Below are 22,326 nucleotides of genomic sequence, written 5' to 3'. Positions count from 1 at the left end.
TCAGCTCCGTGCGATCAGCGATACGGCCGGGAAGCCACCGAACGGCAGCGGGTTGCCCTCGCCGAAGCGTGGAATGCATCCCTTGCCTAAGGTGGCGTCGCATTCGTCCAGTTCGGGGTTGTCAGTAACGACGCCGTCCTTGGTCACGTACGGGCCTGTGTAGCCACAGTTCGGCCCTCGGTAACCACCGGTGAGGCACCAGTGGCACAGCGTAGTAGCCTGCCGGCCGATGGACTCGTTACCGACGTCGCCCGGGCTGGCCAGCTCCCAACTGACATTCTCCCCGTCCTCGTTCGTTTTCTGGTCGATGTACCAGACCTCGATCGTCTCCTGGGTCGGATCTGCGGTTGGGTTGCCTGCCGGGAAGTTCGCCGCGTCCAGATAGGTGCCCAGCGTGTGACGCATGGTCAGCTTGAACTCGAGCAGATCCTCGAACGCCAGACAGAGCGCGGTGATGCGCCCATTGACGTTGCCGACCGACAGAGTGGGCCGAACAGCCGTGCCGTCACCGTTCACTTCGATGCCGTCGATCTGCATTGGCCAGGCGCTGTACTCGTTGCCCTGCCAGTAGATCGCCTTCGCCGGCAGCTGGTCCGCGTCGTCGCCGGCGGCGATCAGCTCGGCCGCGGTATGCGGTATCGCGTGCCCGTGGAAGCGCAGAACATCCGCGCCGTAGTCCGTGCCGTCCAATTCAAAGAGCAGCACTTCGCTGCCAGGCTCAAGCACCTGAATGTCACTGATCAGCGGCATGATTGCCCCTTATGGATGGAATGCCCGCTCGAACGTGGCGGTGAGTTTGAAAACGCCGCCGCCCACCGGAGTGGGCACGGGGTTCTTGCAGGTGAACAGGCCGAGCTGGCCCAGAGGTGTCGTCCAGAGGAACGCTTTCGCCCCGGCGTGCCGGTCGAGGAACGCCATGATCTCCAGAACTTTGGCCTGCGGACCGCTGAAGGTGATCGGATAGGCGTCTTCCTTGTTGTTCGGCCCGTCGCCGACCTCCTGCTTGTAACCGCCTCCGAACTGCGAAGTGCGCACCCGATACGAGATCTCAGGTGAATCACCGTGTTGAGTCGGCCAGGTAAATTTCTCAATGGCCATCAGCCCCTCCCATTTGTCAGACGCCAGATCGAACCGCCCGGCTGCAACGCTCTGGCAATCGCAGTTTCCGCCTCGGTTTTGGCGGCCTGCTGGATGCTCTTGCCAAGCTGGTTGGATGTCTCTTGCGAAACACCCGCCCCGTCGCTCCCAGATGTCTGCACCGAGACCGCCACCGGAAAGTTGTACGTGTTGCCCCCACCACCAGACATCGCGGCCAGTGCAGGCCCACCACCGGTGGTCAGTGGCGTGACGCTACCGCCGTTGGCACCAGTCATCAGAAACGACCGGCCACCCTCGTTATAGAGCTCTGGCCCCAGTTCGTTGACTTCGTACAGAGAGTTCGGCGCAACAGGTCCACCAGCAGCCCGGTATCCAGAAAAATCGATACCGGTATAGCCAGCCTGCGATGCACCGAGATCTGACGACACGGCACCGGCAGAACCAGCCGCGAGGCCATTCCCGCCACCACCACCGAAGTACGACCCCGCCGCTGATGCGGCAATACCGAACAGAGCGCTGAGCCCTTGTGAGGTGGCCTGCCGAGTGGCGATCTTCGCCATATCCGCCAAAACCGATTTGGTGAAGTCAGAAAACGAGAATTTGCCGTTGATGGCGAAACTGGCGACAGCGTCCTCTGCCGAACTGAACGCATTGGTGAGCAGGCTTTTCGTCTGCCCCGCGGCGTTCTGCGCGGAATCGAGATAGTTCTGCCACGCCGACGAGGCTCCGGCACTCCAGTCGCCCTGGGCTGCTGTCATCTCGTCGTAGTTGGCTTGAACCGTATCGTGCAGGTCCTGCTGAGTGGCCTTCAGTGCCGCCAGCTTCTGCGTGTACTCGTCGAGGCTCATGCCGCGCGAGCCATCGCCGTACTGATTCGCCAGTTCGAGCTTCTGCTGGTTGAAGCGATCATCGATGCCGTTTTGCTGATTCATCAGATCGCGCTGACGATCACCCAGGCCAATGCCCGCTGCTGCTCGCTGACCTTGCTCGCGTAGAGTGGCGACTTGCTGCTGCAGTGCACTGGTGTAGGTATTGACCGCCAGGGCCTGTTTTTTCAGCCGTCCTTCTTCGTTTTTCGCCAGCACGCTCAGTTCGGTGTCAGCATCCTGCTGAACTTTAACCATGGCGGCCCGGGCGTCGGCGATTTTCTGGTCAAGCTGGATGCGCTGCGCGGCCGATGTGCCGGCTTTGCTCTTCGCCGCTTCAAGTGCGACGATCTCAACTTCATACGCAGCAGTGACCTCGTCGCGCTCGTTGCCGATCATGGCCTCGCGCTTCAGTAGATAGTCAGACTGAGAAATCAGCCCAGCTTTCTGTGCTGCATCAAGCTCTTTCTGGGCATTTTTGTACTCGGTAAGAATGCCGGCAAGGGCATTTTTCGAGTCGTTGAATGCGCTAAGGTCAGCAGCAGAAGCTGTCTTCTTTGGCTCCTTGAACTTGTCGTTGATCGCCTGAAGGGATACCGCATACTCACGATTGATTCGATCAGCATCGACATTGTTGCCGCCCAACGCCTTGGCTCTGTTGCGATCAAGCTCTGCAATTTCGAGCTTTTTCTTCTGTTCCTTGTCGAGACCCGCCAAGTAGCTGGAGTGCAGCGACTTACCAGCCTCTATTGCATCGTCCTCAGCTTTCCTTCGGTCGCCTTCGGCTTTGGAGTTCGCCTCGACTTCAGCCTTCTGCCTTTTCAGGGCGGAAATTTGCTCCTCTATGAACTTGGTAGAACTACTTCCACTCCCGAGGTCATCAGGAAAGAGTTTTGCCAGAAAGCCCGATTTCCGTTCATCAAGGATTTTCTGATAGTTGGCGATCTGAGCATCGAATGATTGAGTGCGGCCGACATCAAGAGTGGCATCCAGCGCTTCCGCGGCCGCAGACTTAATACCCTTCCAGCCCTTCTCAATCAGTCCAAGGTTCTGGGTGATCTCGCCAGCTCGTGACCTGACAGCTTCTGCGTAGGTGTCGGTCAAGAGCTTTACCGCACCGACCTCATCACCCTGCTCCTTCAGTGCCACGATCTGCGAGTACACGGACGCTGTTAGGAAGTGGTACTGATCATTGAGTGACTTCGCTGCTTCAACCGGGTCATCGGCGATTTTCACGAACTCAGCAACGGTCGTATCAATGGACTTTCCGGTCGCTTTTTCCATGGAGAGCGCGGCTTCAGCAATCTCAACGAAGCTTCCACTGGCCAGCTTGCCGTTGCCAGCCAAGTTCGCAAGAACATCAGCAGCGGCGCCAGTGGTGCCGACGACAGAGCTGACCTGACGCGCCATCTCAGTGAGCTGATTCGCGCTGGTCCCAGCAGCATTTCCCGTGAGGATTAGTCCCTCGCTGTATGCGCTCTGCTCCTCGCTACCTTTGTAGAAGGCGTACGCCAATCCGCCAATTGCAGCAGTAACCAGAGCGATAGGTGCAGCCAACGCAAAAAAACTGGCAGCACTTGCGCCAGCACCAGCACCAAGCTGAGCAACTGCCCGTGCACCGCTCCCCCAATCCCCAGACTGCAGGGCATTGGTCAGCTGCATTAAGTTTTCTTGAGCCTGGCGGGTGCCAAGCTTCAGCTTGTCGAATGCCGTTTCTGCCGCGGTTAGGCTGTCACGGTCTTTGCCGATCTTCGCCAGCGCCTCGCCGTAACGAGTCGCGTCGATCTGGCCGGCCTTGTACAGATCGTTGAGCGCTTTCTCCTGCGCCTCCAGCTTTGCCAACTTCGCAGTGACCGGGTCGATGCCGTTGACTGTGCGCTTCAGCGCTTCGATCTGACGGTTTTCAGCGTCGATCAGCCGCTGTTTCTGTGCCATCTCCTTGGCTTCGGCTTTCTCAATCTTGTCGTAGGCCTTGGCGAGCCGGTCCTGATAAGCCTCCTGCTGCTCGATGGTGACGAGGCCGCCCTTCCGGGAACGCTCCAGCAAACCTTCAGCCTGGATCAGTTGCTCCATGCTGCCGATGTTGCCGGACATCGCCTTGTCGAGCTGGCTGATGATCGCGATTTCACCGGCTGCACTGGCACCGGCCTTGCGACTTGCATCGACTTGGCGCTCTTTGGCACCCGTGGCTTTGTCGATTCCCTGAGCAGCCTCATTCTCGGCTTGGCTGATCTTCTTGCCGGTATTGGCCAGCCCCTCGCCAGACTTGCCGAGATCATCGATCGCTTTTTCGGCATCGGCCGCCGAATCGACCAGTTTGTCGAGATCGTCAGCCGCCTTGGATGCAGACGAGGAGTTCACCTCGATGCCGAGGGACGCGAAAGTGGTGCTCATTTACTGTCCCTCTGTTCCGCCATCACCCGCAGGGCTTCGGCTTCCATGACGCGGATATCAGGAAAGACGCCGGCGACCTCCGACCGGGAAAGCCCGAGGAAGCCGGCGACATGGCGAATTGACGTGTAATCGAGTCCGGTAGCGCCGCACGCGCCTGTACGCCACTGGGTGCCCATGGCCTCGAAGACTTTGAAGGCTTGCCAGACATCAGGCCAGACCTCACAGACTTCGTCAGGTATGTCACGAAGAGAGAGGCCAAAGGCCGCCAGCGATTCGGCTGACGGTCCCGGCTCGTACAGCTTGCGGGAGACGCTTAGGAGTTTCCCAAGCGGGCGTTACTGAAGGCATCGGAATAAGCGGCCAACACTGCGCCCGGAGCGGCGGCGATGGACTTGACCAGGATGCGCAGGTTTTCGTCGGTGAACTCTTCGGCGATATCCCAGCCGGCAACAACCGCCCGCAGTTGCTCTACCTGCAGATCAATCAGCAAAGCGGTGAACTGCTCAATACCGGCCTCTTCTGCTTTTTCCTTGAGCGCCTTGTGACGCTCGCCCCAATCCGCGTAGAGGCCAGCCAATTCGGTCCGATCGCGATACTTGAACTCGAACTCGACGCTAACCGGATCGCCGCCGACCGTTGGCAACATGACGACATGCTTGAACGTTGGATTCTGCGCGAGTGTGAACTTTGCCATGTGCCTTCCTTACGCCGAGGCGCTGTAACGGGTTGGGCGGCCGGTCAGCGCGATGCTGATCACGCGAGTCATCAGGTTGTTGCGCGACATGGTCGGGGTCGACGTGATCGAGACGTAGCCGTTGTAGATGATGCGGCTACCGCCCGGCAGGTTCAGGCGCAGAACACGGGCCTGCTTGTCGTCGTCCGCCTCTTCGCAGACATCGACATATGGCTGCGACGGATCGTCCGCGACGGTGATGGTCAGCGTGATCGGGTTCTTGGTGGTCGGCATCTGGCGGTCATCATCGTCAGCCAGGAAGCCGAACGTCAGAAACTGCTGGTCGCCGCCGCTCGACCCGAGCTCGGTGATTTTCGAGATTTCAGTGAAGGTGGTCACCTCGCGCGCGGTACCGACGCCCGAACCGGCCGGATACTGCTGAATGTTCGTGGTGTTCACGCCATCGAGCGCAAAGGTGCCGCTGGCAATCTCGCCGACTTGCACGGCGCGGCCGTCCAGACGGGTCCAGCCAGAGCTGACGGCGATGATGTCGCCTTCGGCCAGGCCGTGCGCTGTAGCAGTAGCCACTGCCGGGTTGGCATTGGTCAGGGCAGTGAATGGGATTGCAGTGCCATAGGCGGAAGCAATTTCGAACGTTGCGCCGTTGGGCATTTGAATGCCGGCCATGGGGTTTTCCTCTCTTCAGAAATGACAAAACCCGCTCAATGGCGGGTTCTGGGTTTGCCCAATGGGCGGATTAGTTGGTGTCGGCGCGGTACGCGAAGGAAACCGGAACGGTGTAGGTCGTGTCGTCTGGAATACCTGGCCCTTGATCGACTGGCGTCATGGTCACCACGGTCAGTGCATGCTTCGTGATTCGCTCGTACAGCGGAAACAGCGCGGCGATCTGGTCAGCCAGCGCGCCGGCCGCGCCGCGATACTTGCCCGCCGGCGACACGATGCTGACTTGAAACACACCGGTGAACAGCTTGTGATCACCGCCGAGCGTGCCGCTTGCGGTGTCGCCCGGCAGAGTGAAAGCTCGAAGATAGGTGACGCCAGTTCCGGGCTCATAGGTCTCGTTCTCGACGACAACCTTGATGGGCACCGGCAGCGCTTTCGCCCAGGCAATCAGTCTGGCCTCGTAGATCGAAGCGATGATGTTGTGGCTCATACCTGGTTGTTCCTGATGGCTTCGTCGACGATCTGCTGGAATCGCGCGAGCGTGATCCGCACCATGCCGCCCGGTGCCTGTTTGGAATGTCCGTACTCGAGCGGAACCGCATATGGCAGGTTGTTCACGATGTACGCCGTTTGCCCAATGGTCAGCTGCTCGACCTGAAGCCTGAGCTTCGCCAGCGTGACGCCGCCGGCCGGATCGACCTGATCAAGCTCACCTTCAGCCGGCGTACCAATCGAGAATTGCCAGTTACCACGGAATCGGCCGCCGACGTAATCCTTACCGGCAACCAGTCCATTCACGTTGAAGTTTTGGTCGCGCTCAGTTTTTGTCAGCGGCTTCGCATACTTCACGCCGCGCTTCAGTTTGCCGGCTTTGGTGAAATTGCTCTCGTCGAGATTGATGAGTGTGTTTCGCACGGCGACCTTGAAATCGTAGTGATCAGCGGCACGGGTGTTGGTAGCGCGATGCGCCGCGTTCGCGGCCCAGATCTCGGGGTTACCCACCGGTGACATGCGGATGACGCTGCTACCGATCTCGATCACGATTTCGCGGAAGGTGGCGTCGAGCCCTGCCTGGGCCTGCTCGGCAAACTGGCGGATGTTCTCGGCAAAGCTGCCGTTGAGACCCGAGTATTTGCTCATGACCGCACCTGCAGCTCATACAGGATTGGGGTGCCGGCCGAATTCACCTCTTTCAGCGGCGGCACGATGGACCAGATGCGGCCCTGAATGATCACCTTGTTAAGCAGGTCTGGTATCCACTCCAGCCCCTGCGCGGCGATCTTGAGCTTCTTGTCGCCCTGCTTGATGAGGCTGTTGTTCTGGAATTCCTGACCGGTGAAGTCGAGCAGGATCCCTTGGGTGGTCTGCTCTTTGGTGCTGTCGGGAGGTGCCGAACCGGTTTCCGGGTCGTACTCGCCGACGGTTGTGGCGCGGATGGTCACCAGTTGGCCGAACTCTGTGATCATCTCCAGAGCCATCTCGGCCATCTCGTCGTAGAAGGCCATGGTGGCTCCTGGTCAGCTATGCGCGGATGGCGAACAAGCCCCGCCTCTGTAGGTAATCGGCAAACTGTGTGGCGCTCGGCCGATCTGGCGCAGCCGGCAACAGGCGTCCGCTGGTGTTAGGAATCGTCGCGTACTCGCGTGTCACCGCGCCCTCGACTCGCTCCAGCGTTACCGCGCCTTTGCGCTTTTCGATCGGGTCGACGTCGTCGGTATGGATCTCAGCAGCCAGCGCCATCTGCCCGTACTGGATCCGCGCCGGAAGGTAGTTGTCAGGCTTGATCTCGCGATCCAGCTCAACGCCCCGGCGCGGCCAGGACAGGGCCTGCTCGCTGTTGGTCTTCCGCCCCTTCCACGTCATGCCATCCATCGCCAGTGCGGCACGACGCAGCAGCGCTTCCTGTGCTGGCACTTCCGTCGGGATGGCCACGCCGAACTTCACGGCGTACATGGCCAGGTCTTCGGCAGATGCGTAGCTTTCGGCGTCAGGCTTGCCGGTACCGTCCTCGATGATGAGAGTCATGAATCAGCTCGCTGTGATGTTCTGGATGGGATGCCACGTTACCGGGCACCCGGATTGTTACGCCCGCTGCAGATCAGCTACTGCCTTTTCCAGCGATTCTACCGAAGCATTTGCCCGATACGTCACGCTGGCGGCGTCGAGTTGCGCTTTGAGGTTCGCGATCTTCTCAGCATTGTCGACCGGTTCCGCTGCCGCCTTCAGGCGTTCGACTTCAGCGCGGAGAGATTCAACCTCGCCCGCCAAGTTGTCACGTTCACCCGTGAGGGTTTCGAAACCCTCATGAATGGCTTTCAGCGCACCGAACAAGCGGATCGGCAGTTCACCGGCGCCCGGGTGTTCTAATTCCGATTGCCCCTCGGCGGCGTCGATCAGTCGCAGCAGGCCGTCGCGCTCAGCGCGCAGCGCGGCGTTGTCCTGTTCCAGACCGACAATGGCGTCAGCATTACCCGGAGCAGCTGGCTGGCTGATCAAAGGCTGTAATACCGAAACCTCGACGCCCAGCGCCTCATAAGCTTCGACCACTTTCGGCCAGTCGCCAATCACAACCGCATGGGTCACACCTGCCTCGGGCCGGTCAAAGTGAGCCGGATTGCGGTACCGCTTTTCCGGATCGAAATCCGAATTCTGAGTGGAATAAACCAGTTCCATAAAAGTCTCCGTAGCGGCCATCGCTGACCGCTGTCAGGGCCAGTATCAGCCGCCAGCTGGTGGCGTAGTGGTCAGGGTGATCATCACGCCCGCAGTGACCTTGTTGCTGTCAGCATGCTTGACCCAGTTGGCAGCCGAGCCGACCGCAGCCAACGTCGGATTCGAGCCCCCGGTGGCGTCCTTCCAGCTGTAGCCCAGCACATCGATGTTAACGGTGCCCTCAGCACGGTAGCCGATACCGAGGTTTTCTTCGTCGTCGACGGTGTAGGAGCGGAAACCTGGGGCCTGAGACTCGGTGATGACTACAGCGTTCGGCAGCAGACCGAAAATCACGTCGGCCGGCGCGGTGTCCGTCACCAACACCGGTTTACCGAGCGTACCCGGCAGGCCGCCATAGATGACGACGCCTGCTTCTTCGTAGATCTTGTTGGTGATCGCCTCGTCGACGATGTCGAAGTAGGCGCTGGAGTGCATGACCCACAGAGCAATACGGCCGAACTTGTCGCCAAACTTGCGCATGCCGCGCGTCAGGGTTTTCTTGCCGTCGGTCTCGATGTTGGCGGTGACCACCATGCCGGCGTTGGAGCCGATAGCAGCACGCAGTGCGGCGGTGGCGTACTGGATGAAACCTTCCAGAGTGGCATCAGCAACGTCGGCACCGATGATCTGAGAGAACTCGTCGACCGGACGACCGCGGCGCTTGAACGCCTCTTCGGTGGTTTGGTACGGGCCGTATTTCCATGGCGCTTTCACGCCAATAGCCTCGCCGGCGCCGATCTTCTTTGCGGTCACTTTGCCGGTGGAGTTGACGTCGCGATGCTCCAGCGAGCCGCCGATCTTGTAGAACGAGCGCTTACGGAAGTCGCCTTCGATCAGTTCGTTGTCGAGCACAATCGCGCCGTTGGACGATGCGTTGAACACATCGAGGTTGTCCTGGACACGCTCCAGGTATGCGGTTTGCGCCTCATCGTTGTAGATGATCAGGTCGCTGTTCACAGTCGTTGCCATGGGTGAATCCCCTTACTTGGGCAGTTGCAGATATGCGGTTTGGCCGTGCTTGCGTTGGTAATTGCGCTTCTGCTCGGCATTCATTTCGGAGCGCTTCAATGCAGCCTGGCCGCCACCCCCGCCCGGGGCTTGTGTCCCTGAAGCCCTTGGCCACAGATGAGGTGCGCTTTCGCGCAGGGATTCCGCCCATTCGAGCGGGGTTAGAGGGGTCTTGCCATCTTTGCCGAGGATGACCTGGCCGGATTCATCAACGGCGACCGCTTCGCCCTCTTCGTTCAGCGAGAACACGCCCTTGGCGCGCAGGATGATGTCGTCGGTTGCTTCCGGCAGAGCGCCGGCTTTCAGTGCTGCACCGCGTACCGAATCGCCCAGAACTTTGCCCTGGAACTTAGCGGCGAACGCTTCGGCCTTTTCGGCGCGCGCGGTGACAGCTTTCAACTGCTTGTCGTTGTCCGCACGCAGCCGCTCAGTGCGACGGTTGAACACCTCGTCTACCTTGCCCTCAGTCAGCAGCTTGGTTTCTTCGTCCTGGCCGGCCCGGCTGAGCAAGCCTTTGACGGCGTCGATGTCGATGCCTTCGAACTGGGTTTCGAACTGTGTCAGCTTGGTGGTGGCGTCCTTCAGCTTGCCCAGCAGTTCGGAGTTTTTGGTTTTCAGACCAGAAACGGAGGTCTCAACGGCAGTCGCGATAGCGGCCTTGATTGCCGGATTGTCCAGGTCGATTTCGTTTTTCTTCTGCCACGTTGATGCACCCCTTGGGTATGTGGTGCCCGCTTTGCAGGCATAAAAAAACCGCCCGGAGGCGGCTGATTGAGTTCGTTGCGTCAAATTCCGGCGCGCTCAAATGCCAAAGGCTCCAACTCCTTCATCTGCGCCAAAGTCAGCGGCGCAAAATTGCGATCGAGCTGCAACTCTGCGAAGCGCTCCACGCTCAGCCCGCCCTCTCGGAACAGCTTTGCCCGCACCGGTCCGATAGCCACGTCCTGAAAAGACGCCGGCTGCTGCTGAAGCCAGTGGTAATAGTCGAGGCTCGCACTAACCTGCCCCGCTCCATCGGCGCTCACCGCCGCCCGCGTAGCGCCCTTGGCGAACATCTCGCTGAGCTTGGTTAGCAGGACAAACGTGGTGCGGCAATTCGGGTGAAACGGTGGCCGCGGCCCGGAGTCAACCGGAAACCGTCGCTTGTCCATCGACCGACATTGCTGGCTGGTCTTACTGTCCAGCGTGGCGACCATCTCAACTTCGGACACAATGTCCGTATTGGCCTTGGCCACTTCCATGCGCGCCTGGGACGACACATGCTGAATCGCGGTGCGCACCACCGTACTGGCATTGCGGTTGGTGGTGGCGAGAATGCCGTCCTTGTATCCGGCTGACTTGGTACCGCGGATGTTGCGGATGATCTGGAAGTTCGTTTGTCCTTCGAAGAAGCCCTGTTGGATTGTGCCGGTGACGCGCTCGCGCTCGGCACTGGTCCAGCCCTTGATAAACGACTTCAGCAGCTTACCGCCCCCGGTGCCGCGCACACTGAGGGGATTGGTCTGTACTGCGGTGCGGATAGCCGCTGCCGTCGGAGCAACCACATCCAACGAGACACCAACGGGCGCCGACCGGGCCAGGCTCGACGCCTCAAATTCAGCCTCGTAGTTGGCGATGTCGATCAGGTCAAGGTTCAGTTGCGCGCTGTAGCGGTCGAAGATGCCCAACAGCAGACTATCGACCTCTTTTAGCAGTGCCTCCAGCCGCTTCACGTTGTACTCGGTCAGATCCGACTGGGTGAGCCGGTCACGGATTGAGCGGTCGATCTCCTTGAGGAATGGAGCGAATTTACCGACCTCGCCGGCCTTCAACTTTTCGAGGAAGACCGCGTGCCGAATCGTGGCGTCAAGGATTGCTTGGTTTGCCGCCATCTACTTTGTCCTCGTCGTCCAGGCCTAGGCCGTCGCCCTGCTCTGCAAGCTCGCCATCGATCTGCTGGTCTGTGCGCTCAGGCGCAATCAAGCCCAACTTGCGCAGGTACGCCCGAAGATCCGCTTTGGCGAATCCGCCGTTCTGCCAAAGGCCGACCAATGCGGTGATCATTTGTGGATCGGCCGTCAGTTCCACGAACTCTTGGTTGATCTGATAAGCAACCTTCGCGTCGTCGACGCCCATGTAGGTGCAGCACCACATGATCGCCCTGGTGTAGGCCTCGCTGACGTTTGCTACGCAGCCGGCAAGGACAGATGTCGATGCAGACTGATCGCCACGGGCTTCAGTCGCCGTCTTGGATGAAAGCGAAGCCACGACCATCCTGGCGCCCAGCTCGATCATCATCTGGTTCTTGTCAGCCATGGCCTCCTTCACCAGCGTGTTCGGCAGAGGCTGGGCGTACCCAAACTGGCCACCGGCAGGCAGCATCATCGGTGCGCGCGAGCCGACGTAAACGCCGTTTTTTTCCATCCAGTCGCGCCACTGTTCGTCCAGGCCGGAAATCCATGGTTGAGCCTGGCCGCACCAGAACACACTGTCTTCGTAGTCGGCACTGTTTCGGTAGTGACCAAGATTGATCATGGCGATGTCGTAGAGCGGCGACTCATCGATACTCGGATCGTTGTTCTGCGCGCCGACGAAGGTGAACGGGATTTCCTTCAAGCGCCCGGCGGTACCGGTGGGCCTGAACTCTTCAACTACCGCCAGCGGTCCACCTCCTTTCGGCCCGGACCGGCGCCAAACGCGACATACAAAACCTTCAGCTTCAAGCGCCAGCTCCCGGTATTGCTCGACCACCTTGAAACCGAAGCCGTCTTCGATCTCAGGCGACTCACGCAACACCACGAGGGTCAGCACGCTGTGACCGTTCACCATCCCTGTACGCCAGTTGATGATGTCCTCGGCGCAGTACGACAGGATCACCGAATGGCCACCGGCGCCGCTGTCTTGGTGATAGTCGACGTACAGACCATGCCGCCCAGCCTCGAGCACTTTTTCTAGCGTGCCTTGTGAGTGCTGATAGATGCTCACACCGGATCCGTTGGCGTTGTCCTGCAGGTACTCCAGCTTCTTCGCTACCGCCAGCGTCGGATCCTTGTGAAAGGCCAGACCGAGCAGCCCGTTACGTGTGTGACCGGTGGCGTTCTTGAAAACTGCACGCTCGCGGTAAGCCTTGTTGCGATCCTTATTCTCAGGCGACGTGTCGTGAGCGTTGATGTACGGCAGCCGGTCGACAACGCGGTGCTGTCCTGCACACACGTCGCGCACGGTGGACCAGCGACTCAGCGCTTCGATATAGTCCGCCCGCTTGAAGGAGACGTCGTTGCTCATCGGGCGTATCCCATTTTGATAGCGGTGACCGGTTTGATGATCGGGTACTCGCGGTGAATGAAGTAACCGCCGCCGTCGTTGGCGTGGTCGTTGCCTTGGCTCTTGTCCGGCTCGCCGTTTGGCGACCAGATCTGCTGTTCCAGGCCGTCGGCGTACGTCGGGCAGGTAAACGGGTTGACCAGGTAACGTCGCTCGCCCTGCGCGTTGCAGAACATCGCGTTCATGGCGTTAATCCGATCCTTAACCGGTGGGTTGGCCGCCGGCGCGATGACCGTGAAGCCTGCCTGCTTGAGCATGGCGATATCGGTGAGGCTGGCGTTGACCGATTTGCGTGAATCGCCGGAGGCATCCGGGTAGATCCGGATCTCGCAGGTTTTCCGGAAATCGTTGCCGGTGTGTTCCCAGTAGCGTTCCTTGATCCGGCGGATCATGTCCGGCGTGTCGTAGCCATCCATCAACTCGTCCACGGCGCGCGGCAGGCCTTGGTCACGCTTCACATGCGTGATCGCCGCCATCTTGCCGACGTTGAAGTCCATACCGATGAACAGCGGCTCGCCGGCCTGCACGGTGTCGAAGCATTGGTTCAGCTTGCGGTCGTAGGCGTGGTAGATCGATCCAGACGTCAGGTTGACGAATTGGCCATTCAGATACGCGCGGATCAGCTGTTCGGGGTACGACTCCATCAGCGAAGGGATGTAGTCGTCCGGCAGGTTTAACTCGTTGTCGAAGGTACTGGCTTGGACCAGCCCGTACATCTCGGCCAGCGCCGGCTTCTCGCGAATCTGCTTCACGAACTGCTGAAAGACGAACTTAAACCCTTCCGGGGTCGTGGTCACGTCCACGCCGTTCTTGAGCCCAGCGACGTTGTAGCGCATCCGGGCAATGATCTTGCGCCAGGCGTGCTGCGCCTTCAGCGAGGGCAGCACGTCGAGCTCATCCACCAGTGCGTGGCCGATCTTGAAGCCGACGATGGTTTGCGGCTTTTCCATCGAGCGACAGATCGTGGTACTGCGGTACTGCCGGCCGCTGTAGAAGTCGACCTCTTTGTCGCTCTCCTTTGTCTTGACCTTCAGGCCCCAGTCGTAGGCCACTTCCTCAATGGTTGGGAAGAAGATGTCGCGGATCTGCGGGTAAGTCGGAGCGAAGTAGCCGGAGTTGATGCCAGGCCACTCCCACACATGCTTGCACAGCGCCGCGCAGCCAACCCAGGTCTTGCCCGAGCCGAACCCGGCAACGAAACCACGGAACTTGTGTGGAAGCTGGAGGAAGTCAGCCTGCGGAACATTCAGGCTCGGCATCCGGCTTCCTCGCATTGATCACTTGAACCGTCACCGACGTCGGCACGGTTGGTTCGCCCTCGTCGTCGACCTTCTTCTGCCGGTTCACGTAGACGTCACCGACTTCCTTCGCGGCCTGCTCCAAGATCTGCATGGCCAGGCCGATGTTCTTCATCGTCTCGGCCTTCTCCACGAACCGGTTCATGGCGCGCAGGCGGTAGGCGCGGTTCGCGATCGGGATCTCGGCGGTCTCCTCCCGGAAGCGGGCGCGCGTATCTTCAAACAGCGTCTTCCACTTCTGGTTCAGGCTCCGCCCGACGTATTTGGTTGGGTCGTATGCCTCGCACTGTTGGCGGGTGACATCGATTCCGAAGGTTTCTTTGACCGAGGCCACCACTTGAGATGGCGTGTCAAAGCAGGCCAGCGCCTGTACAACAAAGGCTTTCACCTCGTCTCTGAGTGCGGCCATAAATGGGCATCCGTCAAAGTGCTGTCAAAGTCAGGCCGACTTGAGCAGACAGGTTCCGCAGGCCCTCGCAATGTTCATTTTCCCTACCTCAGCAGGATTGTTTGCAGCGTCCACCAGCTCTTGAACCGCCGGGCTTGCACCGTAGCGGCGGACAACACCGACGAACTCTTCAACGTCGTGTCCGCGCATCTCAAGCTTGGGCAATCCGTCTTGGGTGAAAGCTGGCTGACCGTACTTATCGGTCGCCTGAGCAATGTGATACAGCTCATGCTCGACCAGGGAGCAGAAGTCCGCGTCGCTGCACTGGGCGCAGTAATCGGCAGCCAAGGTGATGATGTAGGCCGGCACGTCGCCGAACCAATCCAGCATCTGCTGCTCCATCCGGGCCTTCTGCCAGCCGCCGGCGCGGAACGCGACCTGCTCAGCCTGGCCGACGACTGTGCGCCCCTTTTTCGTGAAGGCGGCAGACGCCCACATGACTCGCACGTCCGCATCGATCAGATGGGCATGGTCTGGGTTGTGGATGCTGCCGGTGTCGGCGAGGATCTCGGCTTGGAGCCACTCCCAGACCTCAGAAGCTGGGACCAAACGGATACCAAAATCGGATAGATCGGACAGTTCAAGCAAATACGCAGGAGGGTATGGCCTGTCCATAAATCACCGAGGGTTGAAATAGTGGCGTGTTGCCGCTATTTGTGGGGATTAATTCAATCGCAAGGAAAGCAGTATGGGTATCTCGGAAGACGCAAAAGTCGCTATCAAATCTGTGAAAGGCAATCCGAACCTTTCCAGATCAAGCGCCGTCGCAGCGGCCATAGGATTGATTGCGTTACAGGCCCAAGCGGGCAAAGTAGATGACCTTGAGAAGGCCCTAGACAAACTGTCCTGTCTCGCAACAAAGATTCAGAACGCAGCATCGTAACCGACTGGTGCCGCATCAACATGCGGCACACCTACCGCTCCATTACTACTTTCGAACCACTCCTCAATGATCCGGCGCAGAACCGGCTCGGTCAGCATGGTTGATGGTTTGTCGCCGGCGATCACTGAGCGCACTAGGTCGCAGGGAATCACGTGGACACCACCATCGGCCGCTACCGTCAGGTGCGGGCGCTGTTCAGCAATGTCATGGATGTCTGCGGTCATGACTTGATCCGGTGTCGCGACACAATTTGCTGATTCGCCAAACATGTCGCTTTTTCGGATTTAGGTATAGGGCCGCTTGCTGACTAAGCTCAATATGTCGTTCACGATGCCCGCGCAGTCTCAACTCTTGGAAAACTCGATGCCCACTGATCCCAACATCGCAATGAGCCACGCTCGAGCAAATTACAGGTACCTGGGAGAGGCACGAAATATTGAGCATCTGGAGAGACTCAAAGCTGGGGCGGACGGCTTCAACCGGTCATTGCATCTCGCAAAAGTCATAAGTGACGATCAGCTGCAGCAGCTCTCAGATGAGCTGCATGAAGCGTGTGCCACGGAAACTCGACGCCTGCAAAGCTAGCAAGCATGCCGATGCCTTCCCCTTTCGTCCGCGAAAGCTTGAATAAAAGCCACATACGACTAGGGTCAATCGATCACTCACGATGGTACGACGATATGGAAGAAGTTTTTATCGTTCAAAAAAGGCCAGCGCACTCAAGCTCTGGAGAGAATTTTTATTACCGAATCGTCAACATCCGCACTGGCGAGCCGCTGATGGCGAACTTTTTGAGCGAGACTCAAGCAGAGGAGCGCTGCAACCAACTGAACGAGAGAACAGTGGATAGCTCATTGCAAAACGTCGTTATCCCATTCGGACGATGACTACATGACCCAGCTTAAGTGAACATGCGAAGCGATCCATGGCGTGACCTTTAACCATACCCAGACGCCAATCAGAACAAGGCTCAGGTAAACCGCAAAAAACTTGAGCTCCCATTTCATTACTGCCCTCACGCTCTAACGCTCGTTTTGATGCAGTGTAGCCTTAAATGAGAATTCTTCTTCTTTAACGACCGCACGTAAGATCCTGCCGATTCAAATTCTATTCGGGTTTGCGACTCGGCAGTTTGAAGTCCGTCACCCGGTCCGCGATATTGCGGATCTTCTCCACTCCCAGAAAACCAACCCAGCCACCGGCAAAGGTAGCCATGCTCTGTGGTAGGCCGAAGAAGTCCAGGCCGCTGATGATGGTCAGTGTTAGGCCGCCACAGATCGCGCCCTCCACAAGCATCTGGCGACGTGTGCCACCACCGTAGGTGATTCGAAGCACGGCCATCGCACAAGACAGCGCAGCCGCATAGAGGATCGGCGAATGCTGGCTCAACCACGCGAGCGCTATCGCCCAGGTGTCTGGTTTGTCTGGCATTTTTGGCATCTCTGTTCCTCCCCGTCAGGGAGCGATGATTAGGTGCAGGCATACCCTGCGAATTTGGATCAGCTCAAGCAGCACTCACAACTCAGAGCCGGAATTGAAAAACCTCTACAAATGCGGATGTTCTGTATAGATAAAACGCCGTAAAAATGTGATGAAAATCAGCAAAATAGGAATTGTCAGACAATTATTTGAATTATCTCTAATAGCCAATATCACTAGCTCATGAGCCAAGAAGGAGCAGTACTTGTGAGTCAGGTAGAAACTTTTGTGATTGAGTACAAGCTCCACGGAAAACCGATGTCGTTTGTCATCCGAACCAAACTGATGAACAACGCGGAAGCTTGGCAATGGGCGAGCTGTGATGCTGGCATCGCTCCAATACCCAAGCCCGGACGCCCTCCTCTCAAGCGGTTTTCAAAACCCATGGCGGAACGATTTGGAATCACCGACGTGGAGTGGCGGGCCACTACCGCAGTCACCTGGGATGACGTCTGAGCCATGCAACTGAAGAAACAATCCACCGCACAACGGCGCTCTTTGCGACGAGATGGCACACCTGACAGGAGTGGGAGGCACATATGAAATGCAAACCCATAACCACATCCGACTGGCACGCAGCGACCGACCGCAGTAACGAATTGTTTAAAGAAGCGGATCGCCTCAACGCCATCGCCTACGAGCTGCTTACCCATGCGGCTGAATCCCCTGAAGCGATGGAGCGCTACAAAAAAGCGAAAGATGCTGCTGATGCCAAAACACTGGAGGGCAAAAAGGCCTGGGACGAAGCACGGGCGAAACTCAACAAACGTACATGAAAAAGCCCGCACATGGCGGGCAAAGGGAATGTGCGGTGTATTAGGCTCCTGATTCAGGATCGCTGGAAGGTAATCCTCTGGGTTCCTTTACATCCACGTCCTGAACGTTTGGTGTCTCAGTCTTCTCAGACTCACGGGAATCGCCACTACTGCCAGGTTCAGGGTGATCGGTGGCTACCGAGTTCACCGCATCCACGTCCGTCATATCTTCATCAACGGGAGCTTCATCATCTGGGGGCAGTGGCGCTTCCGATCCCCTGTAACGGGGATCATGCCCTGTTTCATTGTCAGTCGTGCGCGTCACGGCCTGCTGCGATTGATTGCCCGGCGCTTTCTCATCAATCTCCATGATACCTCTCCGCAATTCGCAAGATAATTCATGCGTAAACTTGAGAAGCCGTGAAACAGCGCGAGTGCATAGAAATAGACAAATGGCGGTTAGAAAGCCCGGCAGCTTGCCGGGCTCCTTTTAACGCCTGTCATCAGATAGCGGCGTTTGCTCATCCGCTTCTGGAGTCACCCTCTCAGGGGGTTCTTTCCAGTCCTCTGGACGCTCATCCGGCGGATTCTTCAGAGGGTCGTACTTGTTTGGATCGTCAGGATCAAGTATCGGCTCATCCGTGCCTGGCTCTGGTTTGGATGGAACAGAACCTTGGGTTTGGTCTTCGAAGCTCGAATCGGTAGACATAACCACCTCACCAATGAAGACCCAGAAAGATTGGGCCGTAATTGTTGGAAGCCGTGGGAGTCAACGAGTGCTTTCGAACAGATGAGCGGGCAATAAAAAACCCGACGCGGTGGCCGGGTTTCCTTTGTCACTCCTACACACGCAGGAATGACAGGATGGGGAAATAATCGGACATGCGGACATCAATTGCAAGCCCTTTTGAGGGATTTCTTTTCAGGCCGCTTCGCTGGTCAGCACCTCAGCCTCTTCTAGAAGCGATTGAGCCTCCACCAGCGCCTCGTCAACCAGCTTCTCCAGCGCCCGTTTGATCGCCTGGTTCCAGCGGCGATAAGTGCGTTCGGTCAGGCCCTGATTGTCCCAGGTGTTCATATCGTAGTTCGAGTCGGCCAGGACGATCATATCGCTCGATCGCGTCTCGGCTTTCTGCTGTGAGTGTTGGTTTGCCCGGGCCATGGCCAACTGCGCCGCGTCGTTGCGCCAACCCCACTTCTCCTCGTCGTCTCGACGTTCAGGCGCGAGAGCCTTCACAGCCTCTCGCCGAACACCCTTGACCTGCGGGATCGCCCACACGGTGACAGCCTTCTGCGTGAATAGCATCGGCGCAGGGCTGACCAGCACGGCGATCAGCCGGCCGATCGACTCGACCTTGCGCCCCTTGTGCGTGCTGTACTTAGCGGTCAGCGCGTTCCAGTGTCGCGGCGAGAGCTGGGCGTGCAGCACCTTGTGAACCATGCAGTCGATCAGCAGGGCTGCGTCCTTGCCGGTGATCTCGCCCTTGAGTTTGCTGGTCTGCACCTTGGGTTCGAAGTCGCAGCCGCCGGCGCTGTTGATGGTCTCGGCCGCCAAAGCACGAACGACCGCAGAAATAACGTTGTGGTAGATCATGCTGCAGCCCTCTTCAGTTCGCGGGTCTTGGCCCGGTATTCGGCGGTCATCGCCTTGAGTTGTTCGACGGTGTACTTCTTCGGCTCATGCGGCCCCTCCAGCCACTCGACCGCCTCGGCGCCGATCCGCTTCGTCAGCTCAATGCGGTAATTCAGGATGTCGCCGGACTTGTGGTTGTTGCATGGAGCACATTGCTTGTGGACGTTCAGCGGTTCGAAACGCAGCTCGGGGCTGGCGGCTACGGTCCGGTAGTGCCCGGCGTGATATTGGCCGTCGTGGTGGCGACCACAGCTCACGCACGGGAGCAGTGCGTCTCGCAGGCGCACCCATTCGTTGAAAGCTTGCTGAGTATCCTTGGCATGAGCCGCCCTGCTCTTCAGTTTCTCCTTGCGGACCTTGATCTCGCGGCGGTCACGCTGATCGATCGCCTTCCGAGCCAGCTGCTGGTTCGCCGGCTGCTTGGCCAGGTCCAGCGCACACTTCACGCTGCAGGCCTTCTGCGTCGAGAGTGAAGGCCGGAACTTCTCGCTGCAGGCCTTGCAGGTTTTCTGCTTCACATCCTTGAGGGCAGTTCTCATCCGTAGCGCCCTCCCCACTTGTCCTGCTCAGTCCAGCGCACGCCATGCTCGGCGCCGAAGGCATGTATCAGTTCGAACAGGTCGCTGAACCACTTCTGCGACTGCTTTCGGGTCGAAACGGCCATCACGACGAACCCGCCATCAAGGCCTGGCTCCGCGCGCTGCTTCTCCAGCGAAGCACTGAAAAGGCACTTCCAGTCCTCGCTGGTAAGCTTCTTGCCGTGCCAGATCACCTGTTCGGAGACGTCCTTGAGCATTGCCCACATCTTCCGGTTGCAGACGTCCGGGCGCTTCTCGTCGCGGATAACCACCACTTTCGGCTTGCTGAGGTCGATGGCGTGTAGGACGCCCGCCAGGCGGTTGATGTCGCGCTGGTCGCGGATCGTGTATTCGGGATTCATGGTTTCACCTTCAGGCGGAGAGCCTCTACCTGCTCCTGGAGCTGGCCGGCAGCGCGCTGCAATGCCTCAACTTGCCCGCGTAACGCAGCGTTCTCCGCGTTGACGTGGCTCAGCTGCGTGGCGATGTGCTCTTCCAGCGAGACCTGATCACGTTGCCAGTCGATATCGTCATGGAAGTAGCCGAATCGCTTGCATAGGTTGCGGTGGAAGTTTTTGAAGCCGGCTTCAGCCTGCTTTTTCTGTTCAGTGATATCGGTCATTGAGCCGCGCTCCTTGCTTTCAATTGTTCGGCCTGCTGAATGAGCAGCGCCCGGCGATCGGCCAACTCGTTGGCTGCCAGAATTCGCAGTTCTGTTTGTTCCTCTGCTGATGCTTTCCGCATGGCGAGCATCGAGTCCTTTACCGCAGCGAGCTTTTCGCGCAGTTTTGCCGAAGGCCGCGCGACCTCGCCGGTGAGCAGCGCAACGACGGCCCTACCGTCTTCAGTAACCGGCGCGACACTCAAGTCGGCCAGGTACTGCTGGGCGCGCTCCTGTGGGATGCGCTGCATTTGCACGGCTTTGGTGATCGCCTGTGTGCGGCGGTTGGCGTCGAAGCCAACAGATACGTGCCAGTTCACCTGTTTGTTGTCCTCCCGGGCCTGGCCCACCAGCCGTTCGTAAGCGCTGTTGAACGCCATGCGGGCGCCGACCTTGTCGCCGGCATCGAGGACAGGTTTTGCGGCGGACAGCGCGAGCTGGATTTCGCCGGTCAGCACCACGGTTTCGAACTCGTCGTTCGTGGTCATGGCGATCGCCCATGCTTCGTCTTTGCCCGGGCGACCGTCGGCGGCCTGCACCCGTTGGAGAATGTCGGCCATCGCCAGCTTGCCCTTCACCTCGAAGCGGCAGGCCTTCAGGGCAGCCTTCACGGTTGGTACAGAGTAAGCGCAGAGGTCTTCGGCCATCATCGCCGCGGTGCCTGGGTTCATTTCCTGACCCATGGCCTCGGCGGTGGCGCAGATCGCGGCAGCGAGGCTGGCAACCTGCTGATCATCCATTTCAAATGTACTCATTACGCTCCCCTGCTTTGCGCTTGGCCAAGACCATTTGCGCGGCCTGTTCGGCGGCGGAGACGTTTGCCTCGGTTCGCTCCATCTGGCGGGCGGTGGTCCCGTTGATGCGCTGACCGGTCACCCACTGGGTGTGGTAGCTCTCGGCGTTGGCCAGCAGTTCGTTGAGGCTATGGCATTTGCGCAGGACGCCGGCGTCGCTGGTTTTCAAGTAATGCGCGGCGACGTGATGTGCGACATCGGCGCCGAGTCGGTCGACCAGTTGGCCGAGCTGGCCACCGACCTTGGCGTTCCACACCGGCCAAGTGCTGTAGCGCTTGCGGTAGGCCATGGCGTAGTTCGCCCAGACCTTGAAAGTTTTGCAGGACTGGTCTTTCGGCCCCGGCATGTCAGCGGGAATCTCGACCCGTGGAGCGTCGGTGCGATCAACCACCAGCACCAGATTGCGGGCCGGCTTGCCGGAGCCGCTCTGCAAGTCCTGACTGGTTCCCTGATTGGTATCCTGATGATTGGTATCCTGATTTGTCGGAGATTTTTCCGACCCTAGTTCGGATTTTTCTCCGACCTTGCTCGGATTTTTTTCCGAGGTAGATCGGATTTTTTTCCGACCTTCGTTCTTTGGTGGGGTCGGATATTTTTCCGACCCATCCAGCTTCTGGTTCCATTCGATCGCCTTCTCGGTCAGGCGAAACAGCGTGATGTTCGACGTGCTGGACAGCTCAATCAAACCGGCCTCTTCCAGGGCCTTCAGCATGCGGTAAGCCGTGTCCGGTTTATCGGTGAGCAACGGCAGCTCTTCAATGATCTTGGCCTTGCTCAACGCGAAGAAGATCCCGCCGTCAGTCTTGATTGGCTTGGTCCAGCTGGGGCAGCCGTAGACGAAGGCGAAGAGCAGGGCTTGCTGAGAATTCAGCCCCCACTCCAGCGCCTTCACTTGATTGATCGTAACGGTGAACTGCATGTCAGGTGTTCCTGACGTAAACGGAAAAGATAAAAGTTCGCGACACGGTTTGAGAGTTCTGAAAACGTGTCGCGACACTGTTTGGGGTATTGCTTGAATGGGGTTGGCTCTGCATAATCGGGCCTCTCTGGTTTTGCGAA

At 58.7% G+C, this 22,326-nt stretch carries 29 protein-coding genes and 1 pseudogene; 3 read left to right on the top strand and 27 right to left on the bottom strand.

Features of this window, described 5'->3' with window-relative positions:
* From R1A29_RS12485 to R1A29_RS12395, 19 genes are all read right to left on the bottom strand, one after another.
* Positions 1-750: a phage minor tail protein L gene (locus R1A29_RS12485; protein ID WP_438301688.1), complete on the bottom strand. Its 750-nt coding sequence runs from the start codon at positions 748-750 to the stop codon at positions 1-3.
* Between the two features lie 9 nt (positions 751-759).
* Positions 760-1,098 carry a phage tail protein gene (locus R1A29_RS12480; protein WP_438301687.1) on the bottom strand — a complete coding sequence of 113 codons (339 nt, stop codon included), beginning with the start codon at positions 1,096-1,098 and terminating at the stop codon, positions 760-762.
* The gene (locus tag R1A29_RS12475; protein WP_438301686.1) at positions 1,098-4,358 is read right to left on the bottom strand and encodes a phage tail tape measure protein; all 3,261 of its coding nucleotides are present in this window, start codon (positions 4,356-4,358) and stop codon (positions 1,098-1,100) included. Before R1A29_RS12475 ends, R1A29_RS12480 begins: the two co-directional genes overlap by 1 nt.
* The gene (locus R1A29_RS12470) at positions 4,355-4,657 is read right to left on the bottom strand and encodes a DUF1799 domain-containing protein (RefSeq protein ID WP_438302038.1); all 303 of its coding nucleotides are present in this window, start codon (positions 4,655-4,657) and stop codon (positions 4,355-4,357) included. The genes R1A29_RS12475 and R1A29_RS12470 overlap by 4 nt, the downstream gene beginning before the upstream one ends.
* A gap of 14 nt (positions 4,658-4,671) precedes the next feature.
* Positions 4,672-5,052 (bottom strand): phage tail assembly chaperone, encoded by a 381-nt coding sequence (locus R1A29_RS12465; RefSeq protein ID WP_438301685.1) that lies wholly within the window; start codon positions 5,050-5,052, stop codon positions 4,672-4,674.
* 9 nt (positions 5,053-5,061) lie between these two features.
* Positions 5,062-5,718, bottom strand: coding sequence for a phage tail protein (locus R1A29_RS12460; RefSeq protein ID WP_438301683.1), 657 nt, complete (start codon positions 5,716-5,718; stop codon positions 5,062-5,064).
* A 70-nt stretch (positions 5,719-5,788) separates the two neighbouring features.
* Positions 5,789-6,205 carry a phage tail terminator-like protein gene (locus R1A29_RS12455; protein ID WP_438301682.1) on the bottom strand — a complete coding sequence of 139 codons (417 nt, stop codon included), beginning with the start codon at positions 6,203-6,205 and terminating at the stop codon, positions 5,789-5,791.
* Positions 6,202-6,855: a hypothetical protein gene (locus R1A29_RS12450; protein ID WP_438301681.1), complete on the bottom strand. Its 654-nt coding sequence runs from the start codon at positions 6,853-6,855 to the stop codon at positions 6,202-6,204. Before R1A29_RS12450 ends, R1A29_RS12455 begins: the two co-directional genes overlap by 4 nt.
* A complete protein-coding gene (locus R1A29_RS12445; protein WP_438301680.1) occupies positions 6,852-7,220 on the bottom strand; it encodes a hypothetical protein in 369 nt (122 codons plus the stop codon). The genes R1A29_RS12450 and R1A29_RS12445 overlap by 4 nt, the downstream gene beginning before the upstream one ends.
* Before the next feature lie 16 nt (positions 7,221-7,236).
* Positions 7,237-7,740 (bottom strand): DnaT-like ssDNA-binding protein, encoded by a 504-nt coding sequence (locus tag R1A29_RS12440; protein WP_438301679.1) that lies wholly within the window; start codon positions 7,738-7,740, stop codon positions 7,237-7,239.
* A 57-nt stretch (positions 7,741-7,797) separates the two neighbouring features.
* A complete protein-coding gene (locus tag R1A29_RS12435; protein ID WP_438301678.1) occupies positions 7,798-8,388 on the bottom strand; it encodes a hypothetical protein in 591 nt (196 codons plus the stop codon).
* Between the two features lie 45 nt (positions 8,389-8,433).
* Positions 8,434-9,396: a major capsid protein gene (locus tag R1A29_RS12430; RefSeq protein WP_438301677.1), complete on the bottom strand. Its 963-nt coding sequence runs from the start codon at positions 9,394-9,396 to the stop codon at positions 8,434-8,436.
* Between the two features lie 12 nt (positions 9,397-9,408).
* Positions 9,409-10,119: a hypothetical protein gene (locus R1A29_RS12425; RefSeq protein WP_438302037.1), complete on the bottom strand. Its 711-nt coding sequence runs from the start codon at positions 10,117-10,119 to the stop codon at positions 9,409-9,411.
* Between the two features lie 101 nt (positions 10,120-10,220).
* Positions 10,221-11,306 carry a minor capsid protein gene (locus R1A29_RS12420; RefSeq protein ID WP_438301676.1) on the bottom strand — a complete coding sequence of 362 codons (1,086 nt, stop codon included), beginning with the start codon at positions 11,304-11,306 and terminating at the stop codon, positions 10,221-10,223.
* Positions 11,281-12,699, bottom strand: a complete 1,419-nt coding sequence (locus R1A29_RS12415) for a DUF4055 domain-containing protein (protein ID WP_438301675.1) — start codon at positions 12,697-12,699, stop codon at positions 11,281-11,283. Before R1A29_RS12415 ends, R1A29_RS12420 begins: the two co-directional genes overlap by 26 nt.
* The gene (locus R1A29_RS12410; RefSeq protein ID WP_438301674.1) at positions 12,696-13,997 is read right to left on the bottom strand and encodes a terminase large subunit domain-containing protein; all 1,302 of its coding nucleotides are present in this window, start codon (positions 13,995-13,997) and stop codon (positions 12,696-12,698) included. Before R1A29_RS12410 ends, R1A29_RS12415 begins: the two co-directional genes overlap by 4 nt.
* Positions 13,969-14,445, bottom strand: a complete 477-nt coding sequence (locus R1A29_RS12405) for a DUF2280 domain-containing protein (protein WP_438301673.1) — start codon at positions 14,443-14,445, stop codon at positions 13,969-13,971. Before R1A29_RS12405 ends, R1A29_RS12410 begins: the two co-directional genes overlap by 29 nt.
* A 30-nt stretch (positions 14,446-14,475) precedes the next feature.
* Positions 14,476-15,099 (bottom strand): putative metallopeptidase, encoded by a 624-nt coding sequence (locus R1A29_RS12400; protein ID WP_438301672.1) that lies wholly within the window; start codon positions 15,097-15,099, stop codon positions 14,476-14,478.
* 249 nt (positions 15,100-15,348) lie between these two features.
* Positions 15,349-15,591 (bottom strand): hypothetical protein, encoded by a 243-nt coding sequence (locus R1A29_RS12395; RefSeq protein ID WP_438301671.1) that lies wholly within the window; start codon positions 15,589-15,591, stop codon positions 15,349-15,351.
* A 456-nt stretch (positions 15,592-16,047) separates the two neighbouring features.
* Here R1A29_RS12395 and R1A29_RS12390 point away from each other — a divergent pair, with 456 nt between their 5' ends.
* The gene (locus tag R1A29_RS12390; protein ID WP_438301670.1) at positions 16,048-16,254 is read left to right on the top strand and encodes a hypothetical protein; all 207 of its coding nucleotides are present in this window, start codon (positions 16,048-16,050) and stop codon (positions 16,252-16,254) included.
* A gap of 220 nt (positions 16,255-16,474) precedes the next feature.
* On the opposite strand, the gene R1A29_RS12385 is transcribed toward R1A29_RS12390, so the two are convergent.
* Positions 16,475-16,807 (bottom strand): phage holin, lambda family, encoded by a 333-nt coding sequence (locus R1A29_RS12385; RefSeq protein ID WP_438301668.1) that lies wholly within the window; start codon positions 16,805-16,807, stop codon positions 16,475-16,477.
* A gap of 246 nt (positions 16,808-17,053) precedes the next feature.
* Between R1A29_RS12385 and R1A29_RS12380 the strand changes: the two genes are divergently transcribed.
* Positions 17,054-17,302: a DUF6555 family protein gene (locus R1A29_RS12380; protein ID WP_248739485.1), complete on the top strand. Its 249-nt coding sequence runs from the start codon at positions 17,054-17,056 to the stop codon at positions 17,300-17,302.
* Between the two features lie 83 nt (positions 17,303-17,385).
* On the top strand, positions 17,386-17,622 hold the full coding sequence (locus R1A29_RS12375) for a hypothetical protein (protein WP_438301667.1): 237 nt from the start codon (positions 17,386-17,388) through the stop codon (positions 17,620-17,622).
* Between the two features lie 157 nt (positions 17,623-17,779).
* Here R1A29_RS12375 and R1A29_RS12370 read toward each other — a convergent pair.
* The 7 genes and pseudogenes from R1A29_RS12370 to R1A29_RS12340 all read right to left on the bottom strand — a co-directional run.
* Positions 17,780-17,971 (bottom strand): annotated as a pseudogene (locus R1A29_RS12370) (hypothetical protein); the annotation flags it as partial.
* 552 nt (positions 17,972-18,523) lie between these two features.
* Positions 18,524-19,195: a hypothetical protein gene (locus R1A29_RS12365; RefSeq protein WP_438301666.1), complete on the bottom strand. Its 672-nt coding sequence runs from the start codon at positions 19,193-19,195 to the stop codon at positions 18,524-18,526.
* Positions 19,192-19,773 (bottom strand): recombination protein NinG, encoded by a 582-nt coding sequence (locus tag R1A29_RS12360; RefSeq protein ID WP_438301665.1) that lies wholly within the window; start codon positions 19,771-19,773, stop codon positions 19,192-19,194. The genes R1A29_RS12365 and R1A29_RS12360 overlap by 4 nt, the downstream gene beginning before the upstream one ends.
* On the bottom strand, positions 19,770-20,174 hold the full coding sequence (locus R1A29_RS12355) for a recombination protein NinB (protein WP_438301664.1): 405 nt from the start codon (positions 20,172-20,174) through the stop codon (positions 19,770-19,772). The genes R1A29_RS12360 and R1A29_RS12355 overlap by 4 nt, the downstream gene beginning before the upstream one ends.
* Positions 20,171-20,434, bottom strand: coding sequence for a hypothetical protein (locus tag R1A29_RS12350; RefSeq protein ID WP_438301663.1), 264 nt, complete (start codon positions 20,432-20,434; stop codon positions 20,171-20,173). Before R1A29_RS12350 ends, R1A29_RS12355 begins: the two co-directional genes overlap by 4 nt.
* Positions 20,431-21,228 (bottom strand): hypothetical protein, encoded by a 798-nt coding sequence (locus R1A29_RS12345; RefSeq protein WP_438301661.1) that lies wholly within the window; start codon positions 21,226-21,228, stop codon positions 20,431-20,433. The genes R1A29_RS12350 and R1A29_RS12345 overlap by 4 nt, the downstream gene beginning before the upstream one ends.
* On the bottom strand, positions 21,215-22,186 hold the full coding sequence (locus R1A29_RS12340) for a phage replication protein (protein WP_438301660.1): 972 nt from the start codon (positions 22,184-22,186) through the stop codon (positions 21,215-21,217). The genes R1A29_RS12345 and R1A29_RS12340 overlap by 14 nt, the downstream gene beginning before the upstream one ends.
* Positions 22,187-22,326 lie beyond the last annotated feature (140 nt).

The sequence above is a fragment of the Pseudomonas sp. NMS19W genome, from assembly GCF_051554255.1.
GTDB classification, from domain to species: Bacteria; Pseudomonadota; Gammaproteobacteria; order Pseudomonadales; family Pseudomonadaceae; genus Aquipseudomonas; species Aquipseudomonas kribbensis.
This window is presented reverse-complemented; position numbering and strand designations above follow the sequence as displayed.